Source organism: Wolbachia endosymbiont (group A) of Epagoge grotiana, assembly GCF_947251775.1.
GTDB classification, from domain to species: Bacteria; Pseudomonadota; Alphaproteobacteria; order Rickettsiales; family Anaplasmataceae; genus Wolbachia; species Wolbachia pipientis.
Genome location: NZ_OX366387.1, coordinates 1,572,292 through 1,592,320 on the forward strand (window position 1 = coordinate 1,572,292; position 20,029 = coordinate 1,592,320).

At 35.5% G+C, this 20,029-nt stretch carries 20 protein-coding genes, 1 tRNA gene and 1 pseudogene; 12 read left to right on the forward strand and 10 right to left on the reverse strand.

Going from position 1 to position 20,029, the window contains the following annotated elements; all coding sequences use genetic code 11:
* Positions 1-60: 60 nt before the first annotated feature.
* The 3 genes from topA to terL form a co-directional block, all read right to left on the reverse strand.
* Complete coding sequence (topA, locus tag OPR50_RS07440) at positions 61-2,511, reverse strand: type I DNA topoisomerase (RefSeq protein ID WP_265024018.1); 2,451 nt, start codon at positions 2,509-2,511, stop codon at positions 61-63.
* 87 nt (positions 2,512-2,598) lie between these two features.
* Complete coding sequence (locus OPR50_RS08965; RefSeq protein ID WP_419198969.1) at positions 2,599-2,688, reverse strand: hypothetical protein; 90 nt, start codon at positions 2,686-2,688, stop codon at positions 2,599-2,601.
* Between the two features lie 99 nt (positions 2,689-2,787).
* Complete coding sequence (gene terL / locus OPR50_RS07445; RefSeq protein ID WP_265024019.1) at positions 2,788-4,239, reverse strand: phage terminase large subunit; 1,452 nt, start codon at positions 4,237-4,239, stop codon at positions 2,788-2,790.
* Positions 4,240-5,086: 847 nt separating this feature from the next.
* Between terL and OPR50_RS07450 the strand changes: the two genes are divergently transcribed.
* Positions 5,087-5,160, forward strand: a tRNA-Arg gene (locus OPR50_RS07450).
* Between the two features lie 8 nt (positions 5,161-5,168).
* Here OPR50_RS07450 and OPR50_RS07455 read toward each other — a convergent pair.
* Complete coding sequence (locus OPR50_RS07455; RefSeq protein ID WP_264339548.1) at positions 5,169-6,119, reverse strand: complex I NDUFA9 subunit family protein; 951 nt, start codon at positions 6,117-6,119, stop codon at positions 5,169-5,171.
* Between the two features lie 50 nt (positions 6,120-6,169).
* The gene (locus OPR50_RS07460; RefSeq protein ID WP_265024020.1) at positions 6,170-7,546 is read right to left on the reverse strand and encodes a UDP-N-acetylmuramoyl-tripeptide--D-alanyl-D-alanine ligase; all 1,377 of its coding nucleotides are present in this window, start codon (positions 7,544-7,546) and stop codon (positions 6,170-6,172) included.
* Positions 7,547-7,731: 185 nt separating this feature from the next.
* Between OPR50_RS07460 and OPR50_RS07465 the strand changes: the two genes are divergently transcribed.
* Genes OPR50_RS07465 through mdh form a run of 7 tightly spaced genes read left to right on the forward strand, consistent with a single transcriptional unit; the run spans position 7,732 to position 11,561 of the window.
* Complete coding sequence (locus OPR50_RS07465; RefSeq protein ID WP_155969270.1) at positions 7,732-8,514, forward strand: hypothetical protein; 783 nt, start codon at positions 7,732-7,734, stop codon at positions 8,512-8,514.
* 16 nt (positions 8,515-8,530) lie between these two features.
* Entirely contained in the window at positions 8,531-8,788 is a 258-nt protein-coding gene (locus OPR50_RS07470) for a hypothetical protein (protein WP_264339546.1), read from the forward strand.
* A gap of 3 nt (positions 8,789-8,791) precedes the next feature.
* A complete protein-coding gene (locus OPR50_RS07475) occupies positions 8,792-9,160 on the forward strand; it encodes an HIT domain-containing protein (RefSeq protein ID WP_010082356.1) in 369 nt (122 codons plus the stop codon).
* Between the two features lie 18 nt (positions 9,161-9,178).
* On the forward strand, positions 9,179-9,532 hold the full coding sequence (locus tag OPR50_RS07480) for an NADH-quinone oxidoreductase subunit A (protein ID WP_006279576.1): 354 nt from the start codon (positions 9,179-9,181) through the stop codon (positions 9,530-9,532).
* Positions 9,533-9,535: 3 nt separating this feature from the next.
* Positions 9,536-10,042: a NuoB/complex I 20 kDa subunit family protein gene (locus OPR50_RS07485; protein ID WP_006279574.1), complete on the forward strand. Its 507-nt coding sequence runs from the start codon at positions 9,536-9,538 to the stop codon at positions 10,040-10,042.
* Positions 10,035-10,607 carry an NADH-quinone oxidoreductase subunit C gene (locus tag OPR50_RS07490; protein ID WP_006279573.1) on the forward strand — a complete coding sequence of 191 codons (573 nt, stop codon included), beginning with the start codon at positions 10,035-10,037 and terminating at the stop codon, positions 10,605-10,607. The genes OPR50_RS07485 and OPR50_RS07490 overlap by 8 nt, the downstream gene beginning before the upstream one ends.
* 3 nt (positions 10,608-10,610) lie before the next feature.
* The gene (gene mdh, locus OPR50_RS07495) at positions 10,611-11,561 is read left to right on the forward strand and encodes a malate dehydrogenase (RefSeq protein ID WP_264339545.1); all 951 of its coding nucleotides are present in this window, start codon (positions 10,611-10,613) and stop codon (positions 11,559-11,561) included.
* A gap of 27 nt (positions 11,562-11,588) precedes the next feature.
* On the opposite strand, the gene OPR50_RS07500 is transcribed toward mdh, so the two are convergent.
* From OPR50_RS07500 to OPR50_RS07510, 3 genes are read right to left on the reverse strand one after another with little or no spacing between them, the layout of a single operon-like run.
* Positions 11,589-12,356 (reverse strand): TatD family hydrolase, encoded by a 768-nt coding sequence (locus OPR50_RS07500; protein ID WP_264339544.1) that lies wholly within the window; start codon positions 12,354-12,356, stop codon positions 11,589-11,591.
* A complete protein-coding gene (locus tag OPR50_RS07505; RefSeq protein ID WP_406830273.1) occupies positions 12,353-12,799 on the reverse strand; it encodes an RNA pyrophosphohydrolase in 447 nt (148 codons plus the stop codon). Before OPR50_RS07505 ends, OPR50_RS07500 begins: the two co-directional genes overlap by 4 nt.
* 34 nt (positions 12,800-12,833) lie before the next feature.
* Positions 12,834-13,451 (reverse strand): AAA family ATPase, encoded by a 618-nt coding sequence (locus OPR50_RS07510; RefSeq protein ID WP_265024022.1) that lies wholly within the window; start codon positions 13,449-13,451, stop codon positions 12,834-12,836.
* A 179-nt stretch (positions 13,452-13,630) separates the two neighbouring features.
* Here OPR50_RS07510 and rsfS point away from each other — a divergent pair, with 179 nt between their 5' ends.
* The 4 genes and pseudogenes from rsfS to OPR50_RS08970 all read left to right on the forward strand — a co-directional run bounded on the left by rsfS (position 13,631) and on the right by OPR50_RS08970 (position 16,768).
* A complete protein-coding gene (rsfS, locus tag OPR50_RS07515) occupies positions 13,631-13,948 on the forward strand; it encodes a ribosome silencing factor (protein WP_265024023.1) in 318 nt (105 codons plus the stop codon).
* Positions 13,939-14,082, forward strand: coding sequence for a hypothetical protein (locus OPR50_RS07520; RefSeq protein WP_265024024.1), 144 nt, complete (start codon positions 13,939-13,941; stop codon positions 14,080-14,082). Before rsfS ends, OPR50_RS07520 begins: the two co-directional genes overlap by 10 nt.
* A gap of 96 nt (positions 14,083-14,178) precedes the next feature.
* Positions 14,179-15,429 (forward strand): tyrosine--tRNA ligase, encoded by a 1,251-nt coding sequence (gene tyrS / locus OPR50_RS07525; RefSeq protein ID WP_265024025.1) that lies wholly within the window; start codon positions 14,179-14,181, stop codon positions 15,427-15,429.
* 398 nt (positions 15,430-15,827) lie between these two features.
* Positions 15,828-16,768 (forward strand): annotated as a pseudogene (locus OPR50_RS08970) (IS5 family transposase).
* Positions 16,769-17,171: 403 nt separating this feature from the next.
* On the opposite strand, the gene OPR50_RS07545 reads toward OPR50_RS08970, so the two are convergent.
* Complete coding sequence (locus OPR50_RS07545; protein WP_265023871.1) at positions 17,172-18,497, reverse strand: IS4 family transposase; 1,326 nt, start codon at positions 18,495-18,497, stop codon at positions 17,172-17,174.
* 167 nt (positions 18,498-18,664) lie between these two features.
* Complete coding sequence (locus OPR50_RS07550) at positions 18,665-20,008, reverse strand: alanine:cation symporter family protein (RefSeq protein ID WP_265024027.1); 1,344 nt, start codon at positions 20,006-20,008, stop codon at positions 18,665-18,667.
* Between the last annotated feature and the right edge of the window lie 21 nt (positions 20,009-20,029).

Genomic DNA, 20,029 nt, shown 5'->3' on the forward strand with positions numbered 1-20,029 from the left:
TCACACGCTGGAATGACAAAAAAGCTGATTTTTAACGTAGATAATGGTTATGCAAGAAGTCTATTTCTTGCCCTTAATCAACTCTAAAGCCTTCTCCAAATCTATACTTTCAATATCTGCACTCTTGCCCAAAGCAACGTTTGTTTTACCGCATTTTATATAGAATCCGTACCTACCGTTGCAGATAAAAACTTCTTTTCCCTTTTCATTAACCCCGAGAGATTTTAACTCTTTGCGTGGACTGTTTGCAATAATTTGTACAACTTCGCTCAATTCTGTATTCAGCACCTCTTTGGAGCTTTTCTTAAGAGAAAAGTATTTACCATCATAGAAAATATAGTACCCAAATCGCCCAAGGCCTATTTTTATTTCCTTTCCGGTTTCAGGGTGTTCTCCGATTACTTTTGGCAAGGAAAGTAACTGAGTAGCGGTGCTCAGATCAATCTCATTAACATTTATATCTTTTGGTATGGAAACCGTTTTTTTCTTTTTTAACTCGTTATTAAACTCCAGATAAAGTCCAAAAGGACCCTTTTTGATCATCACTTCTTGGTTTGTTATATCATCTACACCTAAACTTTTTGGATATTCTGAATTGTCGTTACTGCCCGTAATTTCTTTTGTATGGTTGCATTCAGGATAGTTAGAACATCCAAGGAACACCCCGGCTTTTCCAAAGTTCAATTTCAATATGCCACCTAAGCAGTCAGGGCATTTCGTATTCACCTCTTTTCTTCCTTCTTCTGAACAAAACCAATCGATTACCAAATCGTGAATGCCGCTGAAAACTTCATCATGCGTCATTTGCTTGACAGAGTTTACATGACCAAAAAATGGCACCCAAAAGTGGCCTAATTCTTTTTTCCAATCTGCATGTCCATTTGAAATTAAATCAAGCTTTTCTTCCATTTGTGCTGTGAAATCATACTCTACACAACGCTGAAAAAAAGTTTCTAAAAATATAGTAACGATTTTACCACGACTGCTTGGAATAAACCTTTTGCTATCCAATGAAACGTACTCACGATCTTGTAATACCGAAATAATTGTTGCATAAGTTGATGGTCGACCTATACCGATTTCTTCCATTTTTTTTACGATACTTGCTTCACTATAACGAGGTGGCGGTTGAGTGAAATGTTGTTTTGGCTCAACTGAAATCAGCTTGCATGCTTCCCCTTCCTTCATGGCAGGTAGCAGGCCTTCATTTTCGCCTTCCATGTTATCTTGATAGACTCTATAAAAACCATCAAAGAATATACTTGATCCACTTGCTCGCAGAATTACTTTCTGGTCAGTAGAACTAATTTCGACTACCACTTGATCAAGGATCGCCGATTCCATTTGACTTGCAATGGTTCTTTTCCAGATTAAATCATACAATTTAAATTGCTCTGGCGTTAGATAATCCTTAATACTACCCGGCGTTCTACTTATATCAGTTGGACGAATTGCTTCATGTGCTTCTTGAGCATTTTTGACCTTTTTTACATATTTACGAGGAGACTGCGGTAAATATTTATCACCATATAATGACTTAATTGACCCTCTAATTGAGTTTATAGCCTCATCTGCAATATGAAACCCATCTGTACGCATGTAAGTTATCAACCCTACAGTTTCACCACCAATATCGATACCTTCATATAAATTTTGCGCTATGCGCATAACACTTTTCACATTAAAATACAGTTTATTCACTGCATCTTGCTGAAGACTTGAAGTAATAAACGGAGGAAGTGGGTTTCTCTTAACTTGCTTGCGTTCTACTGTGCTTACAGCATATTGCCTTGACTCAATCTCCCTGACTAAGTTCTTTGCTTCTTCTTCATTCTTAATATCAAATTTTTCTAGCTTTTTATTGTCATAGTGGCTTAGCATAGCAAAAAAAGCCTCATCTTTGCTATTTTGCATTTCTGCCTTTATGCTCCAATACTCCTGTGTTATAAATTTACTAATTTCATCTTCTCGTTCGCATATAATCTTTAATGCAACAGACTGCACGCGTCCTGCAGACTTGCTCCCCGACAATTTTGTCCACAGCAGTGGTGACAAACTAAACCCAACTAGATAATCCAAAGCTCTACGTGCTTGTTGTGCACGCACTAAATCCATATTTATTTCACGTGGATTTTTTATAGCCTCTTGAACTGCTCTTTTTGTTATCTCATTAAAGACTACTCTATGAATGTTGCTTTTATCATTGATTGCTTTCTTTTCTTTTAATGTCTCTATCACATGCCAAGCCATTGCTTCCCCTTCTCTGTCTGGGTCTGTTGCAAGATATATATCTGATGTTTTGCTTGCTGCTTTTACTAGCTCTTTTATATATTTTTCTGCTTTTTCAATGGTTTCATACTTTATAGCAAAATCATTATCCGGATCGACAGAGCCGTTTTTTGCTGGAAGATCCCTCACATGTCCAAAGGATGCAGCTACTTTGAACTCTTTACTCAAATATTTACCTATTGTCTTTGCTTTCGCAGGTGATTCAACTATTAATAATGCCATATTGTTAATTATTTTAGTACTTAAAGATAATATGTTGAGAAATATACAATGAAAAGTAAAAAAATATTTTAATGGTTCTTGTGAATTTTACGAACCGGGTTGTGGGACCTTTTCAGAAAACCCTTGGACGTTGCTATTTTTAAGTGACTTTGAAGGCTCATTACAATAGTATATGATCGCAGCAGCAACGAGAAGCTAGATTCCAGTGTCAGCTACTTGCATGACAAAAAAAGGAGCGCTGGGATGACATCCTCCCTTGTGGAAATTGCTCTCAAATCACAATGCCCGTAAAGCTGCGACCCTAGAGGTACTGTTTCTCACCCACTGCAAATATTGCACGGTACTATCCACTTGGTCGTCGTGGCGCGTTTCTGGGAACATTAAAATCTCATACTCAAAATCGTTCAGCCATACTGCTTGGTGCGGCAGAAAAACCTTGCCAGACTCTATAGTCGGAACAATTTGATAAAATCGAGTGAGTTTGTCATCATGTGGCACTATTTCAATAATCGGTAAATCACTGTTTGTCTTTAGCTCTTGTACTAATTGCTGACCACTTGTTTTGGCTTCGATCAAAATCGCGTGTGGTGACCATCTTGCAGCTAGTGATAAAACTTGTTCTTTAAGCTTTGGATACTCAAGCTTTGCGCGATATACATCAAGTAAATAGAATTTATTATCTATTTTTGCCCAGGTGGTGCAGACACTAAAGTTGCTCATGTTACTTGTTGAAACCGCAGTATCCCAACTTTGTGTTATATGCGAGAGATTATCAGGAAATTTTTTATAGCGTTTCAACCACTCTGGTTTAATTATACCACTTGAAAGCGGCAGAGGGTTTTGTTGATATTGAGCAGCAAAAGCGTAACTCCCAAGTTCAGCTTTTATTATCTCAACTTCTTCTTTTCCTCCATCGAGGGGATATAACAACTGACCTTCTTCTCTTGAATATAATATCCTTACAGGTGACGCTGGTTTATTATATAATCGCCTGGTCGCACAGTGCTGAGCTACTCGGATGATAGGAACGGGAGGTATTGGCTTTTTGATTGAATAAATAACCTGCTTATTTTCAGAAATCATTGGCAAACAAATATGATGCCATATGTTTTTTGGCTTGGAGAGAAGGTGTCCAGTTAAGTCCTCCTGGTGTAGCCTGTGCATTACAAGAATGATGACTCCTTTTTTTCTATCGTTCAGCCTGGTTACTAAAGTCTGATCAAACCAGTTTGTGGCACGCTTTCTAAGCGTTTCACTCAAAGCTTGAGCAGAACTGAGCGGATCGTCCACAATGATAAAATCACCACCTTCACCAGTTAGTGTTCCACCAACTGATGTTGCGATTCTGTATCCTCTCTGCACTGTTTGAAATTTATATTTTGTATTCTGGTCTTTGGATAGTTCTATCTCTGGAAATAGCGCTCTATACCAACTAGACTGCATCACGCACCTGGTGTCGAGCGAGTGCTTTTCGCTGAGCCGCTGAGAATAACTTGCAACTATTATTCTCGCAGTTGGTTGGTTTCCCAGTATCCATGCGGGCCACGCAACGCTTATGCACATGGACTTCATCGAGCGCGGAGGCATATTGAATATTATTCGTTTCACTTCACCAGCGCTCGCTGCTTCCAGCCTGTCTGCTATGACTTTTATATACTGATAACCGTTATACTCACACCCCGGCACTACCGTTTGAAAGCACAGTTCAATGAATTTTAGAAAGTTCATGATATAATGTTGAAACCAGCGCGTGACGCTGGGATGACAAAAAAAGGAGCACTGGAATGACACCCTACTTAACCGTCATACCGCGATTCATTCGCGGTATCTCTTAGCCGCTAACAAGCAGCGGGATGACGAATTACTTAACCATCATCTACACCGTCATACCGCGATTCATTCGCGGTATCTCAAAGCATAGATCCCGCTAACACGTAGCGGGATGACGGTTGTTGTTTAGCTATAAATATTAAGAAATTTACCAAATGAAAAAAAAGGCAAAAGAAACCCTGGGGTTATTATCCGCTTTAAAATATTGGCGTTTTTTATGTTTTAAACGCTTGACAAGCGAGATTCAGCCGCTTTTAATTGCAACTAACCTACGCTGCAAATGTTTAAGAAATTTACTAAGCAGAAAAAAAGACAAAGAATCCCCGAGTTAGCTAGTCTTTTACTATCTCTGTCGAGTATTGGCATTTTTTGCTTGTAACGCTTTATAAGCGCGTTCAGCTTATTTAGATAAAAATCTAGATGTAGATGAAGTTTTGTAAAGACATACAGTATCTATATACTGCAAAAAATTGAACATAAGACGCCGATACATTAAGTAATCCTTACCTTTTAATCTGCAGATTGGCGAAAGCAAATACAATAGCTTCAGTTTCATGATAAGGGGGCTGGCGGAGTTTGTCAAGCAACTTTCTATATAATATTTTCTAAAATAAATAGACTTCTCGCATCCAATTTCGGTAGCGCGCGACACACAACTGCAATGACAAGGTTTTGTAAGATAAACATCATATTCACACGAAGTACTTGACTTCACTTGTACTAAGAAGCATTTTATATATGTTGTGTGCCCGTAGCTCAGCTGGATAGAGCAACAGCCTTCTAAGCTGTGGGTCGTAGGTTCGAATCCCACCGGGCACACTCTTTTATCAATACTTTCTATAAATCTTCAAGTACTCTGGCACCACATTTTCAATTGCTAATGGTCGAACCTTCATTGTTTCAAGGTCAACTGACTTTTCGATTGAACTATTCATCATAACTTTCACCTGATCTTGAGTAAGCATAGGGTTCGTATCTCCGGTTATTGGTTTTAGCAGCATAGAAATAATTTTATTTTCTAAAAAGAAAGCTATTAACTTTGCCATTGGAAAAGATACATTGATCAACAAACACTTTCTGTTAGTAACATTCAGAATAAACTTCAATAAGCTTTTGAAAGAGTAAACCTTTGGTCCACCCATGTTATAAATTTTCTTGTCTTGCTTATTAAAACTGATAATACGATATACCACTTCAGCTAAGTCTGTTACACATATTGGCTGAAATTTAGTTGTTCCATTGCCAATTAGTGGTAAGAAAGGAAGAATAGTTGCTAATCTTGCAAATTTATTAAAGAAGTTGTCTTCTTTACCAAATACAAGGCTTGGCCTAATTATTATTGCTTTTTGAAATGCTGAAGTTACAGCTTTTTCACCTTCCAATTTACTTTTGGCATATTTTGACAACTTGCTATTTTCTATTCCCATAGCAGAAAAATGTATCATCATAGGTACATTTTTCATTTTTGCAGCTTTTGCTATCCTTTCAGCTATTTTAACGTGAACAGCGTAAAAATCGTGCTTTTTTGCTTCATATAATATTCCCACTAAGTTTATAGCTACATCACATTCTTCCATACCATCCAGAACTGATTTTTCATCAAAAAAATCGCCTTTAAATATTGATATTTGTCCTAAATTGCCACACAATTTTAAACAAGCAGCTTTTTCCTGATTACGAGTGAATATCTTTATTAAATATCCTTCTGCTGCCAAGCGTCTTACGATGTGTTTCCCTATAAACCCCGTTCCACCAAAAATAATTACACGTTTTATCACAATTAAAGTTCCTAATAATTTGTTACTGTAAATTAATACAATGATTTCGCTTAATATTTTATTACGAATTCCCGTACAATAAGATCCATTTTCATTCCTCGTGAGCCTTTAACTAGAATTGCGTCATTATTCTGAATAATGTTAGCTAAATCACTTTTCAATTGATTAGAATCATTAAAATGCGTGCCTCTTATATTATCTGGCAAAAACTCATGCAATTCTAACATAAATTTACCAACTGTATAAACTTTATCTACATTATTTTCTGTGATAACCTTAACCAGATCTGTATGAAATTTTATGCTTTCATCACCAAGTTCCAATATATCACCAAGCAAAGCTACTTTTCTCTGATTAGAATATGTACTCAAAGTTTTTATCGCAGTTTTCATCGAAGCAGGGCTGGCGTTATAGGAGTCATCAATTAAATGTATATATTTTCTATTGTATTTGACCTTATGAATATTGCCTCTACCTTTCGTTACACTAAAATTCTTAAGTGCAAGTGGTAATTTTGATAAATCAAGTCCGAGGCTCTGCACAACTGCTGCTGCAACAAGTAGCGAATAAGCAAAATGCTCACCTTGCACACGTAAATTACAGTTTATAGTTTGATTATCACTCAGCCTGATTTTTAAATTTAGCCCGTCATCATTTCTTATTAGGTCCAACAAACAAACTTCAGCATTTTTATCTTTACCGAAGCTTATTACATTTCTATTGGCATGTGATGAGAGATAATCATAATATTTATTATCTCTGTTCAAAATCAAAGTACCGTTATTTTTCATACCATACAGAATCTCTAACTTCGCTTGTGCAACGTCAAATAGTGATGAAAAATTTTCAGTATGTGCAGGTTCGATGTTGGTAATAACTGCAATATTCGGATTACTAATCTTTGATAATTCTTTTATTTCACCAGCTTTATTCATTCCCATTTCAAGGATTAAGTACTGGCAGTTTTTTGGAGCTTTTAGAATTGTCAAAGGCAATCCTATATTATTATTTAAGTTACCTTCGTTTGCATGGGACACTCCATATTGCGATAAAACAGTGTGCAGCATATCCTTTGTAGTAGTTTTCCCGACACTGCCTGTAATTGCAATAACTTTAGCGTCAACAAGAACATTTCTAATATAGTATGATGCCATATCGTGCAAAGCTTTCAGGGTATCTTGTACAATAACGAGAGGAAAATTTTTATATTTACCCTCACTTACTATTGCAGCTACTGCCCCTTTTAAAAACGCTTCATGCAAAAAATTATGGCCATCAAAATTCTTTCCCTTGAGTGCAATAAATAAATCACCTTTTTTTATGCTTCTTGTATCCGTTGAAATATTTGAGCTATGTATCCAATTACAACCATTTACGTCTCTTCCGCCAGTTGCATCAATGATATTATTTGTGCTCCATTTAAACATAATTTAGAGAGTATTCTTTATAATAAATTGAACAATAAAAGTAGCGAAAATACTACATGTTTTAGACAATGTACAAATAATGGTTGCAATCCCTATAATTCTATCTTATAATGGATATAGAAGTTTAAATTTTTTCGTCTATAATTAAAATGTATTTAGTTGTAGAAAGTACCTTGGAGGTATGTATGTTCACAGGAAAAAATGAAAAATCTACTTCTATACTAGCTAAAGTTGGTAATGCAGCTTCGGGAGTAGGAAGTTTTCTGGGTAGAGGTGTAAAAGTTCTAGTCAAGGGTGCAGTGTACCCTATATGGCCAAAGAATTGGTTTAAGTCCTGGGATGAAATGCGGCACGACATAAAAAATGGCGGACGTTCTATTATTGGCAACCCACTTGAAGAATATGATCCACCTATAGAAACCACACAAGCTAGTGAGGATCTTGGTGTCCAAATAATGGAGCAAAAGAAAGGAACAGGAAAGGTAACTTTTTTAGCATCAAGGACTCTGACAGGGGATATACCCTATTTGACGCCAGAACGATTAGGTGAAATAAAGCAAAACCTGCCAAATGTAACTATCTTTAAAGAAGAAAACAAAGTTGTAATTGAAGTTGATGTTAAAAAAATAATTGAAGACATCAAAAAGAACAATCCAGGAATTGATGAGAAAAGAATAAAAGAGCTTGCTCTTGAAAAAATTGCTGAAGGAGCTGAAGGAGTTGGTGGCAACCTTAAAAAGCTAGCAAAAATTACTGGCGGAGAATTTAAAGTTCACACAGACTTAAAATTGCTGTATGGTATTGCAGAAAAATTGTATAAGGAATATGATGATCAAAAGCAGTCATCAGACAAAGTTGTGAAGTCTGATGTTGGTCAGCCTTCAGAAACTATAGCTTCAGGTGAGAAAAAATGGGCGCAAGAAGCTATAAAAGCAGGTAAGTCGCAAAGTTGTGGAATGCAAAAATAAGTTATAGGGGAGTATTATGAGTGAAGCTAAAAAAATAGAGGAAAGACATCATAGTCTAACTGTTCCTGGGGATATGTATCACTTACAACCAGGAGTTATTACTGGAAAAAGGGTAAGTGGAATAGAACCCTTTTTGAAAGAACAGCAGGACATGGTAAAAGTAAGGGAACTTGTAAGCTCTTTAAATCTTGAAGATCCTTCTGGTGAAGCGATAAAACCACTATCTACACCTAATGTAGAGAAAAACGAAGAAAGAGGGAAAGGTCGCTCTTAAAATATGAGCAATGAAGTTTATGATAGCGATAACATCTTTGCTCAAATATTAAGAGGTGAGTTACCTTGTGAGAAGGTACATGAAAATGAAAATGTACTAGCTTTTCATGATAAGTACCCTGACGCACCAGTTCATATTTTAGTTATATCAAAAAATCAATATATTTCATATGATGATTTCATTCTAAAAGCTCCTGAAGAGGAAATAGCGGATTTCTTCAAAACTGTAAGAGAGATAGCACACAAATATAATCTAGAAAAAACAGGATATAGATTAGTCACTAACTACGGTGAAAATGGAGAGCAGGTTGTACCACACTTTCACGTGCATATTTTAGGTGGTAAAAAGTTAGGAAAGCATGTAAACTCATAGTGTTATATGTTTTGTTAAATGAGCGAATATTTAACCATAGTAATCTTTATCTGCGTATCAATTGTAGTATCTTTTGCTTTAGGTATATTGCCTATGTTTCTTGCAGTGAGTAAGCCAGATGGTGAAAAGCTTTCCACATATGAGTGTGGCTTCAACCCACTATCCAGTGCAAGAAAAAATTTTGACATTAAATTTTATCTAGTTTCAATATTATTTATAATATTTGACTTAGAAATTGCTTTTCTTTTTCCTTGGGCTGTTTCTTTATCTAAGATAAGCTATGGTGGATTTTGGTCTATGATGGTATTTCTTGCAATACTCACTATAGGTTTTATCTATGAATGGTGTAAAGGTGCATTAGAGTGGGAGTAGTTTATGACAAATCAAATTCTATCTAATGATGACTGGGGTCGTTATAAAAAAGAAGGGTTTCTTGTCACTAAATTTGGTGATTTAACAGATTATGTAATGAATTGGGCAAGGTCTGGTTCATTGTGGCCAATGACATTTGGTCTTGCATGTTGCGCAGTTGAGATGATGCATACTGCATCCAGCCGTTATGATCTTGATAGATATGGTATAATGTTTCGTGCAAGCCCACGTCAATCAGATGTGATGATTGTTGCTGGCACACTAACTAATAAAATGGCAGCAGCATTGCGCAAGGTTTATGATCAAATGGCAGACCCGAAGTATGTTATTTCCATGGGAAGTTGTGCAAATGGTGGTGGTTATTACCATTACTCTTATTCAGTAGTCCGAGGCTGTGATAGAATTGTGCCAGTTGACGTGTATGTCCCTGGATGCCCACCAACCGCTGAGGCGTTGCTATATGGAATGCTATGCCTACAAAACAAAATAAAACGGACTCGGAATGGATAAAACTGCAAAGTATATACAAAAAAAGACCAAATGCGAGTGCATTCAAAAAGATGATGGCATTATTGTAATATATTCAACTTTAGATGAAATTGAAAAGTACCTATTCTTTCTACGTGATGATGAAAAGTGTAGGTTTGAACTATTAGTTGATATTTTTGGGGTTGACTATCCAAATAGAGAGAAGCGTTTCGAGCTAATATACAATCTGCTCAGCATTGTGCATAATATTAGAGTACACATAAAGCTTCAGTTATGTGAAAGCGACATGCCTCCAAGTGTAGCGAAGATATTTAGTACGGCTTTGTGGTTTGAGCGTGAAGTGTTTGATATGTATGGAATAGAGTTTTCTGATCACCCTGATTTGCGTAGGATTCTAACAGACTATGGATTCAAAGGTCATCCAATGTTAAAAGATTTCCCTCTCACTGGTTATGAGGAAGTAAGATATGATATAGAGACAAAAAAGGTTGTGTATAATCCTATAGATTTACCGCAAGATTTTCGTATGTTTGATAGCTTATCGCCTTGGGAAGGTAAAACCATAAAAGTAAATACAAAGGAGTAGAAAATGACAGTACAAAGAAAAAAAATATCTTTAATCGGTGCAGGAAATATCGGTGGAACTCTCACCCATATGATTGCACTAAGGGAACTCGGTGATGTTGTTTTACTTGATATTAGTGATGGAATACCACAAGGTAAAGCACTCGACATAGCAGAATCATCCCCTATTGATGGATTTAATGTCAATATTACTGGCACAAATAGGTATGAAGATATAAAAAACTCCGATGCAATTATAATAACCGCTGGCATCGCTAGAAAACCTGGAATGAGCAGGGATGACCTCCTGCAAACCAATGCTAAAGTAATGAAGGAGGTTGGCGAAAATATTAAAAAATATTCTCCAAACGCGTTTGTAATAGTGGTTACCAACCCTTTGGATGCCATGGTTTCAGTGGTGCATAAATTTTCAAACCTTCCAACTAATATGATTGTTGGCATGGCAGGAGTGCTTGATTCTTCCCGTTTTCGTTACTTTCTTGCAAGTGAGTTAAATATCTCAGTTGAAGATATATCTGCTTTTGTGCTTGGAGGACATGGCGACACTATGGTATCACTAATCAATTGTGCTTCAGTTGCTGGAGTTCCACTTACTCAAATTATCGATATGGGTCTTATCACACAGAAAAAAGTCGATGAAATAGTTGAACGCACTCGCAATGGCGGTAAAGAAATAGTTGATCTGCTTAAGTCTGGATCTGCATACTACGCTCCTGCATCTTCAGCTATATGCATGTTAGAATCATATTTAAAAGATAAGAGGCGCATATTACCATGTGCTGCTTACCTTAATGGTGAATATGGTGTAGAAGAGTTGTTTATTGGTGTTCCTGTAATTATTGGAAAAAACGGAATTGAAAAGATCCTAGAAGTTAAAATGAATGATAGTGAACAAGAAATGTTTAATAAGTCTGTAAACTCGGTGAGAGAGCTGGTGAAATCTTTAGGTTCATAAGCAAATTAATGGTTTTATAGAGCTTCTTTATAGCTCAAACAGCCTAAAAAAGTTGCTTGTGGTTACCTTCGCTACTTGTTCTGGTGACTCATTCCACAACTCTGCCAAACAATCAACAACGTATTTCACCATTGCTGGTTCATTCTTTTTTCCCCTATAAGGCTCAGGTGATAGATATGGTGCATCAGTTTCGACTAAAACACGCTCGCGTGGTACATTTTGTGCAATTTCTCTGAGTAAGCTCGCATTTTTAAAAGTAATAATTCCAGAAAATGAAATATATAACCCCAAATCTATAGATTGATCAGCAAGTTCTTTAGAGGAAGCAAAGCAGTGCATTACTCCACTAAAAGCACCGGCTTTCATTTCTGACCTTAACATATCGATCATCTCATTATCAGCGCTTCTTGTGTGAATAACTAAAGGTAGTCCAGTTATTCTTGACGCTTCTATATGTAATGCAAAACTTTTTTTCTGATTGTCTTTGTTGTCAGATTTATAAAAATCTAACCCGGTTTCACCGATACTAATTACCTTTTGATTTTTGGTAAATTCAACTAATTCATCAACATGTATACACTCACCGTTTTCTATAGCAGCATCAAGCGGATGTATACCAACAGAGGAGTAGACCTGATCATAGGATGAAGAAATTTTTAATAACTTAGGAACATCGTCAATGCTTACGCATATGTTATGCAAAACCTTTACACCATTTTGCTCTGCCCTTGAAATTACTTTTGGTATTTCATCGTCAGAAAAATAAATCAAGTGGCAATGAGAATCTACTATCATGAGCTTACTGTTGAGGCTTTTATTATAGAAGAAAACTCTTCTATCACTGTTTTATAAACTTCTTTTTTAAATGATATAGCACTGGCTACTAAACTATCTATACCTTGCCAACGCCACTCTTTGAACTCTGGATGACCAGTATAATTAATATCAATGTCCTCATCCTCTCCGCAAAACTTCATTAAGAACCACCTTTGCTTTTGACCAGAATATTTTCCATTCCAGCATATTGGTATAACTTCTTCAGGCAAGTTGTAGTATATCCAATCCTTGCTTTTAGTTATAACCTTTACTTTATTAGTACCAACCTCCTCTAGCAACTCACGTAACGCTGCTTGTTCCAGTTCCTCACCATCATCAACACCTCCTTGTGGCATCTGCCAGTAAGAATCGCTATCAAAGCGTTTTCCAATAAAGGCATGTCCTTGTCTGTTAAATAGCATTATGCCAACACAAGGACGGTACTTATCTTTCTGCTCAACCACGAGTACGCTCTGTTTTTAAATGATTTGTTACAGAAGTTTTAATTAATTTTCCATTTTTTTCTTTCTTCATCTCTTCAACAATTTTCTTTGCAACTTCCTTTGCATTCAAGTTCGAGTTATCAATTTCAAGCGAACCCTCAGGTATAAATAGCCTTTTCCCTTCAATTTTCTTTATAGCAAAATCCGGATCAGTAATTTTATTTTCCTGATATCTCTCTTCTGATTGGACACGTCTTACTAGTTTTTCATTATTACAATGTAATACTACAGAAAAAATTTCCATGTCGATTTTTTTACTTAAATTTACCACTGAGTTATATAATCTTTGGTCATAGGGATCACCCTCTATCAATTCATTTGTAAATATATAATGTTTTGATTTTACGTAGTGTTTTTCCAGTATTGCTAATACATTTTCCCTAACTGCAAAAATTTTTTCCCATAGGTCATCTGGAACTTCAGCGTTTTGTAATTTAACAATATCAAATATAATATTATTGAATAGATTATTGCTTACTATTACTGCACCAATGATTTTACACAGTTCCTTTGCAGTAGTAAACTTACCACTGCCTGGAAAGCCGATTAAGTAGATGAGAGTCTTGCCCATAATGAATACTAGTAAAAAGCTATTTTCAATTATATAAAAAGTATATACATTGTACATGCTAAAAACATGATGATAAAATAGATGCAGGTAATACCTTTAACAAGTAGTTGCGTTGAAAATAGTTCATATTTAGAAATTTTGAGTATATAATTATAAATGAATCATATAACCTGTAAACAATGCTTAGCGATATGGAATCGATAAGAAGTACAATTGAAGAGATAATAGATCAAAATAAAGGTCATGATATAGTAACTTTTGATGTGCAGAATAAAACCGTTATTGCAAAATATATGATTATTGCATCTGGTGATTCAAGCCGTCACGTTAAAGCTTTAGCTGAGCACGTAATAAAAAGCCTCAAGCCACATGATAAAATAGATGTAGAAGGTATAGATGAAGGCAATTGGGTAGTTTTGAATTTTCAAGGCATAATGGTTCACATATTCAGGCCGGAAGTAAGGGAGTATTATAAAATAGAAGAGTTATGGAACTGATTGCCTGGATAGCTGGTGCACAACTGCACAAACGTTGTAATTTTGAAGGCAACTCCTGCACAGGTAGTGGTGTCATGAAAGTAGCTGACACTGGATCCAGTTTTTCATGCAATTTCATCGAAAACGTTGTATAGTGTGCTTGTTTATAATTAAGTTCCAGTGTCTGGGCACTGGCTTCTCTATTAGGGTTACCTTCAGCATTAATGACAGGATAGACTGGGGTTTATAAAATGAAACACGCATCTGAATTTTTAAATTTCATCCAAGAAAGAGGGTACCTATACCAATGCACAAACATTGAAGGACTAGATCAATTATTATTGCAGAGCAATTATATAGTTGCATACATTGGGTTTGATTGCACAGCACCAAGTCTTCATGCTGGTCACCTAATTCAGATTATGATGCTCTGTCACCTACAAAAATTTGGTTATAAGCCGATAGTCTTACTTGGAGGTGGCACAACAAAAATTGGTGACCCATCCTTCAAAGATAAAGCAAGAAGCATCTTGCCTGTAGAGAACATCAATCAAAATACATCCAGTATAAGGAGAATATTAGAGAAAATGGTGTCTTTTAATGACAGCAAGACTGGTGCAATGATAGTAAATAACGCAGATTGGTTGGATAACATAAAATACATAGATTTTTTGCGTGATATAGGAGCTTATTTTTCTGTAAATCGTATGCTAAGTTTTGATAGTGTGAAAACCAGGCTGGATAGAGAGCAAACCTTAAGCTTTCTGGAATTTAATTACATGCTATTGCAAGCTTACGACTTTATTGAATTAAACAAAAAATATGATTGTCGTCTGCAGATTGGAGGGTCAGACCAGTGGGGAAATATAGTAAACGGAATTGAACTTGGAAAAAAGTTGAATTTACCTGAGCTATTTGGCCTTACCATGCCTCTTTTATTAAATGCACAAGGAAAAAAAATGGGCAAAACTGAAAGTGGAGCAGTGTGGCTTGATGATAATATGCTAAAGCCTTACGACTACTGGCAATATTTTCGCAACGTTGATGATCAAGATGTTGGACGTTTTTTAAGATTGCTCACTGATGTGCCAATTGATGAGATTAGAAAATTAGAGTCTTTAAAGGATCAAGAAATAAATGAAGCAAAAAAGGTCTTGGCAACAGAAGTGACAAAAATATGTCATGGTGACAAAGAAGCGGGACTTGCACAATTTGCTGCAATTTCTGCTTTTGAGAATGAAGATAGCTCACTACTTCCTGATTACATCATAAAAAAAGAACAAGTTGCAAGCGGCATATCCTTAGTAGACCTACTACATGACACCGGTTTTGAACCTTCAAAAGGCGCTGCAAAGCGTTTAATACAGGGCAACGGATGCAAGATTAATGATAATGTTGTAAACAATATTGATCATGTAATAAATTTCGAAAGCTTTAAAGATCAGCCATTTATAAAATTATCTGCAGGAAAGAAACGCCATATAAAAGTTGTGGTAGATTAGGTCTCGAAGTAAGAAAACAAATTTTATACAAGTGAGAAATTAGATATGGAGCAAATTTTCAAAATTCGAGAATTATGTATAAAACAACTGGAAAGATAGTAGAAAGCGAAATTCTATTATATATAGCTAAAGTGGCTTAGGTTTACCTACAATTTGAAAAACAACAAATTCGTCATTCCGCTACTCATTAGCGGAATCTATACCGCGAATGAATCCATAACTGTACGGACATTGCAATTTGGGCCTACCAGGAGGGCAATGCCTCTTATCCAAGTACCCTCTTCTTGTCATCCCAGTGCTTGACACTGGGATGGCTTTGTTGCATAGCAACTGAAAAAATCTGGTGGCTACTGACAAAATTCATTATAAAATAGCCATTTAACCTTGAAAGAAAAAATATGCCACAAAAAATGAGGGTCAGTAACCATAGCGAATATAACAAATTTCTAGAAAAAAGAGGAAATATTTTTCATTATATCAACGAAGCCATAGAAAAGTGGTACGAGAATGGTCCAAAAATACCAGTTGGCAACAATATTTATAGCGATAAAGTTGTAATTTTGGTGCACATAATAACTTGTTTATTTAGAATAGGCCTGAGGCAAACAGTTGGGTTTATAGCAGGATACCTTGAGCAAATTGGGAAAAATTTGCAAGTTATCAGCTATTCACAATCATCAAGAAGGTTTAAGAAACTCAATATTAAGATCAATGATTGCAGAAAATAATATGGAAGATATCGAAATTGCTATAGACAGTACAGGAATTAGTATATACAACAACACTCCTGGTCATAGCAAAGAAAATAGCGAAGATAGAAAGTATCGCAGCTATGAACAGACAAGAAAATTGCATGTAATGTTGAATACAAACAGCAAAAAAGCCATAGCTGTAAAATACAGTAACGGCTGATCACTATGGAGCTTGTGATTTGCTAAAAGAAGTCGATTTTCAGTATGTCATAAAAGTACTATATGCAGATAGGGCATATGACAGAGAAAAGCTCTATAAGCTGTGTAATCAATATGGTATAAAAACGAAAATTCCTCCGAAAAACAACGCAGCAGAGCATCCAAAGTTAGACTATATGGCTGAGAGAAATGCTGCAGTCAAGCTCATAAAGTCATATGATGAAGATGGTATAAAGAAGTGGAAAAAAGAGATGAGTTATGGAAAAAGATCTTATATAGAAAGTTTTTTCTCGCGACTGAAACAAACATTCGGGTTTAGTTTTAGGAATAAATCTGAGACAAATAGAGAGAAGGAACTACTTGTTAAATGCTATTTGCTCAATAAGTTCACTGATATTGGTATGGCTAAATTTGAGATAGCTTCATAAATTTATTGTGCGTTACCTACTATCCGAAGAGCGATGCAACAAAGCCCACTGGGATCCAGGAATTTTATTAAGTTGGTAAGTATAAAAGTAGCCGTTTTATGTTAAAACACAACGTTCTTGATGAGATTACGGCAAGGCTGGATTCCAGTGTCAGCTACTTTCATGACACCATTTGCTGTGCAATTTACCTTCAAAAATGAATGTTCATACAGTTATGGAATGAATCGCGGTATGACGTAGGGAAACCTTTCTTGAGTTAGCTATAGCACTATAAAATTGTCCGCAGGGCCATATAAAAGTCGTGGTGAGTTAATAAATTTTTATGGAAGAAAGGATATATTAGAAAATTGAGGGTTTTAAAGGAGGTAAAAATGAGACTGTATTATAAAGCATACGCGTCAAGTTAAGAGATTGTGAGCAAATTTAGAGAGGTTAAAGTGGATACTCTAGCCCTTCTACGTTTGTCTTTTAATGAAAATCGCGACCAAGTTATAGTGAGTTTTTTAAGAAATGCTTTTAAACTATTAATTTTGGTTAATACTAAAAATAACTCTCTAACCCGCCTTTTTAGCTCAATAAATGCCTTTGTTAAGCTAAGTTCTGTATTCTTTTTCACTTCTGTGCAACCAACTATGCCGTGAAATATAAGAATTGCGCACAATTTAGCATATAGTTCACATAATACTCTGCATGGCTTTCCTTTTAGCTTATCAAGCCTGATATGGCTTTTATACAATTTAAATAATAACTCAATTTGCCACCTTACTCTGTAAATCGTTAATACTTGCTCAGCACTAATTTTATTTTCTGGAACATTAGTTATAAATATTGACCAGTTCAACAATTTTTGATTTCTTTTAGAGGATGTATATCCCTGCGATCTTGCTAATCTATTAGCTTTCCTTCTTCTGGCCATAGACTGTTCTTCAGTTAGTTTCTGACATATAATTCTTACTCTAATTTTTGCTTCTTTTCCTAACAATACCTCGTTTTCTAAAAATAACTTATCCTCTAAACATTCTAATAACTCCATTTTTTGATTTGTTTCTACATCATATATGTTGGTATCGGATTTATAACGACTTATGAAATAAGCTCCTATTTCATTGATTTGTTTAAAAGAACTTGGCACAAAATAACCGAGATCAGATATTAGCAAATCATTGCTTAATATATTACTTAAATGTTTCCTATATCCCTGGTCTGATCTTACCCCCTCCGTTAAATTAAGTTGGTCTATTATCTGATTCATGTAGTCGAAAACTAATTGTAACTTTATTCCAGACTTAGTATTGCTTTCATAGCCACTGTAGCTAGTACCATAACCTTTATACATCTCTTCCATACTGTTAGGTAGAGTAATATAGCTACTGTCCAATAATTTAACACTATTAAATTGCTGTAAGATTTTGCAATCAACTTGCAAGATATTTTTAAAGAGAATCACAGATTCATTATACATCCTTTTCATAAATTCCACTGCTTCTTCAGTAAATCTAAAATCCAAACCTTGTTTTGTTATATCTATCGAGTCCTCGTTTAGTAATTGACACATTGTTTCTACGCTACAATTATCAACTCCTATATTACCCAAGACCATGGCTTTTACGAATGATGAACCTTTTAGCTTTCTCTTTCTTTTTATAAACCTTGTTGTAATTGAGATTTTCTCTGCTTTTTCATTAAAAATTTCTTTGAGCTTTTTTGATAAGCAAGTTATTTTATTCATTGGTTCTCTCACTAAAAGTATATCTGGGAGAACTTATACCTTATTATTCTATCTCTTTCATACCTTTATTTCCTTAACTTGACGCGTATGGTGTCTGGGTACTGGGATGACATCCTTCTTGGCGGAAATCACTCTTATATCACAACAGCTGCATAGCCTAAATTGCTTTAGCTATAGCTCTGTTTTTGCAACTTCAAATATCTGCTACTCATAGTAAACACTTCTGGATCTTGAGAGGTTAGCTTGAGTATAGCGAGTATGTTGATAAACAACAAAGCAGCAATCGAGATATCAGCAACATCCCATAGCAACTGGACTTTACCTATCGCACCAAGCGGAATGATCATGGTAAAAATTACAATCCAGATTTTAGTGTATTTATTATCCATAGACACATAGCGTATTGTCTGTTTTGAGCAAAAAAACCAAGTAAAAATAGTAGTAAAGGCAAAACAAAACATTATGGCCATAATTAAATAGTCAATATAGGGCCAATTCATAGCTTTTCTAAAAGCAAATATGCACATGTTAGTACTCTCTAAATCAGTGACCCAAGAATCTGTGACAAGCAGTACCATTGTTGTAATAAACACTATGAATGCAACTATAAAAGGCGATATTATTGTGATTAGGCTCTGTTCAATAATAAATTTATTATTATTTTTCTTAGGAACAATTGAAGAATGTACGATTCCTTCGAGGCCAAGCCCTATATCTGTTGCAAAAATACCTCGCAAAGTTCCAACTTGAATAATAGTCAACATTTCTAAAATCAAACCTAGAGATAAACCAGAGTTAAAGCTACTAGTTGTAAAAAAACTGCTTGTTATTAGTTTTAGAGAAGGAAGAATATTTTCACTAAATTTAAATAATATGATACCGCAAAGTGTGAGGTAACTTACCGTCATTATCGGTATCATAGCCGATATAAAAATTTTAATTTTTTTTAAGCTGAGAGCTGCAACAACAAAAAATATTATGGCCATTACAATGCCACCAATGACTACAGGCACATCTATCATGTTAAGTGGTATTGATAGAGAATTTACCTGAACAAGGTTACCAACTGTTATTGAAACCATTATCATAACAACTAGAAACACAATTGTAGCTTTTCTAGAGTTAAATGCATCAGCCATGTAGGCTACAGGGCCACCTATAAACCGTCCGTTCTTTTCCTTTCTGGTTTTTATACTTAGATGACAAGTGACATATTTTATCACAGAAGTGATAACAATAATTATCGCCATCCACAAAATAGAGCCCGGTCCTCCGGTTTTTAGAGCAACAGCAGTTCCTGAAATATTTCCTACTCCTAAATTTCCCCCTAAAATTGTAAACAGAGCGGCTATAGAAGAAAATTTATTTTCTCCTTTTTTAGCTCCAAGGAGTGAAAGGGCGTATGGTAATCTAAATACCTGTAGCCATTTTAGTTTAATCGATAGGTAAACACCAGCAACTAGCATGAGTAATATTGTTGGCAGTAATAAAACAAACTTTACTGTATCCATCTGTAAAAGTGAGATTTTTAT

Excerpts from the sequence above, each read along its gene's own strand:
- OPR50_RS07480 (WP_006279576.1), top strand. The coding sequence starts at position 9,179 with ATGAGCGAATATTTAACCATAGTAATCTTTATCTGCGTATCAATTGTA.
- OPR50_RS07485 (WP_006279574.1), top strand. The coding sequence starts at position 9,536 with ATGACAAATCAAATTCTATCTAATGATGACTGGGGTCGTTATAAAAAA.
- OPR50_RS07460 (WP_265024020.1), bottom strand. The coding sequence starts at position 7,546 with ATGTTTAAATGGAGCACAAATAATATCATTGATGCAACTGGCGGAAGA.
- OPR50_RS07475 (WP_010082356.1), top strand. The coding sequence starts at position 8,792 with ATGAGCAATGAAGTTTATGATAGCGATAACATCTTTGCTCAAATATTA.
- terL (WP_265024019.1), bottom strand. The coding sequence starts at position 4,239 with ATGAACTTTCTAAAATTCATTGAACTGTGCTTTCAAACGGTAGTGCCG.
- OPR50_RS07470 (WP_264339546.1), top strand. The coding sequence starts at position 8,531 with ATGAGTGAAGCTAAAAAAATAGAGGAAAGACATCATAGTCTAACTGTT.
- OPR50_RS07465 (WP_155969270.1), top strand. The coding sequence starts at position 7,732 with ATGTTCACAGGAAAAAATGAAAAATCTACTTCTATACTAGCTAAAGTT.
- OPR50_RS07520 (WP_265024024.1), top strand. The coding sequence starts at position 13,939 with ATGGAACTGATTGCCTGGATAGCTGGTGCACAACTGCACAAACGTTGT.
- OPR50_RS07510 (WP_265024022.1), bottom strand. The coding sequence starts at position 13,451 with ATGGGCAAGACTCTCATCTACTTAATCGGCTTTCCAGGCAGTGGTAAG.
- OPR50_RS07545 (WP_265023871.1), bottom strand. The coding sequence starts at position 18,497 with ATGAATAAAATAACTTGCTTATCAAAAAAGCTCAAAGAAATTTTTAAT.
- rsfS (WP_265024023.1), top strand. The coding sequence starts at position 13,631 with ATGCTTAGCGATATGGAATCGATAAGAAGTACAATTGAAGAGATAATA.
- topA (WP_265024018.1), bottom strand. The coding sequence starts at position 2,511 with ATGGCATTATTAATAGTTGAATCACCTGCGAAAGCAAAGACAATAGGT.
- mdh (WP_264339545.1), top strand. The coding sequence starts at position 10,611 with ATGACAGTACAAAGAAAAAAAATATCTTTAATCGGTGCAGGAAATATC.
- OPR50_RS07500 (WP_264339544.1), bottom strand. The coding sequence starts at position 12,356 with ATGATAGTAGATTCTCATTGCCACTTGATTTATTTTTCTGACGATGAA.
- OPR50_RS07505 (WP_406830273.1), bottom strand. The coding sequence starts at position 12,799 with ATGCTATTTAACAGACAAGGACATGCCTTTATTGGAAAACGCTTTGAT.
- OPR50_RS07550 (WP_265024027.1), bottom strand. The coding sequence starts at position 20,008 with ATGGATACAGTAAAGTTTGTTTTATTACTGCCAACAATATTACTCATG.
- OPR50_RS07490 (WP_006279573.1), top strand. The coding sequence starts at position 10,035 with ATGGATAAAACTGCAAAGTATATACAAAAAAAGACCAAATGCGAGTGC.
- tyrS (WP_265024025.1), top strand. The coding sequence starts at position 14,179 with ATGAAACACGCATCTGAATTTTTAAATTTCATCCAAGAAAGAGGGTAC.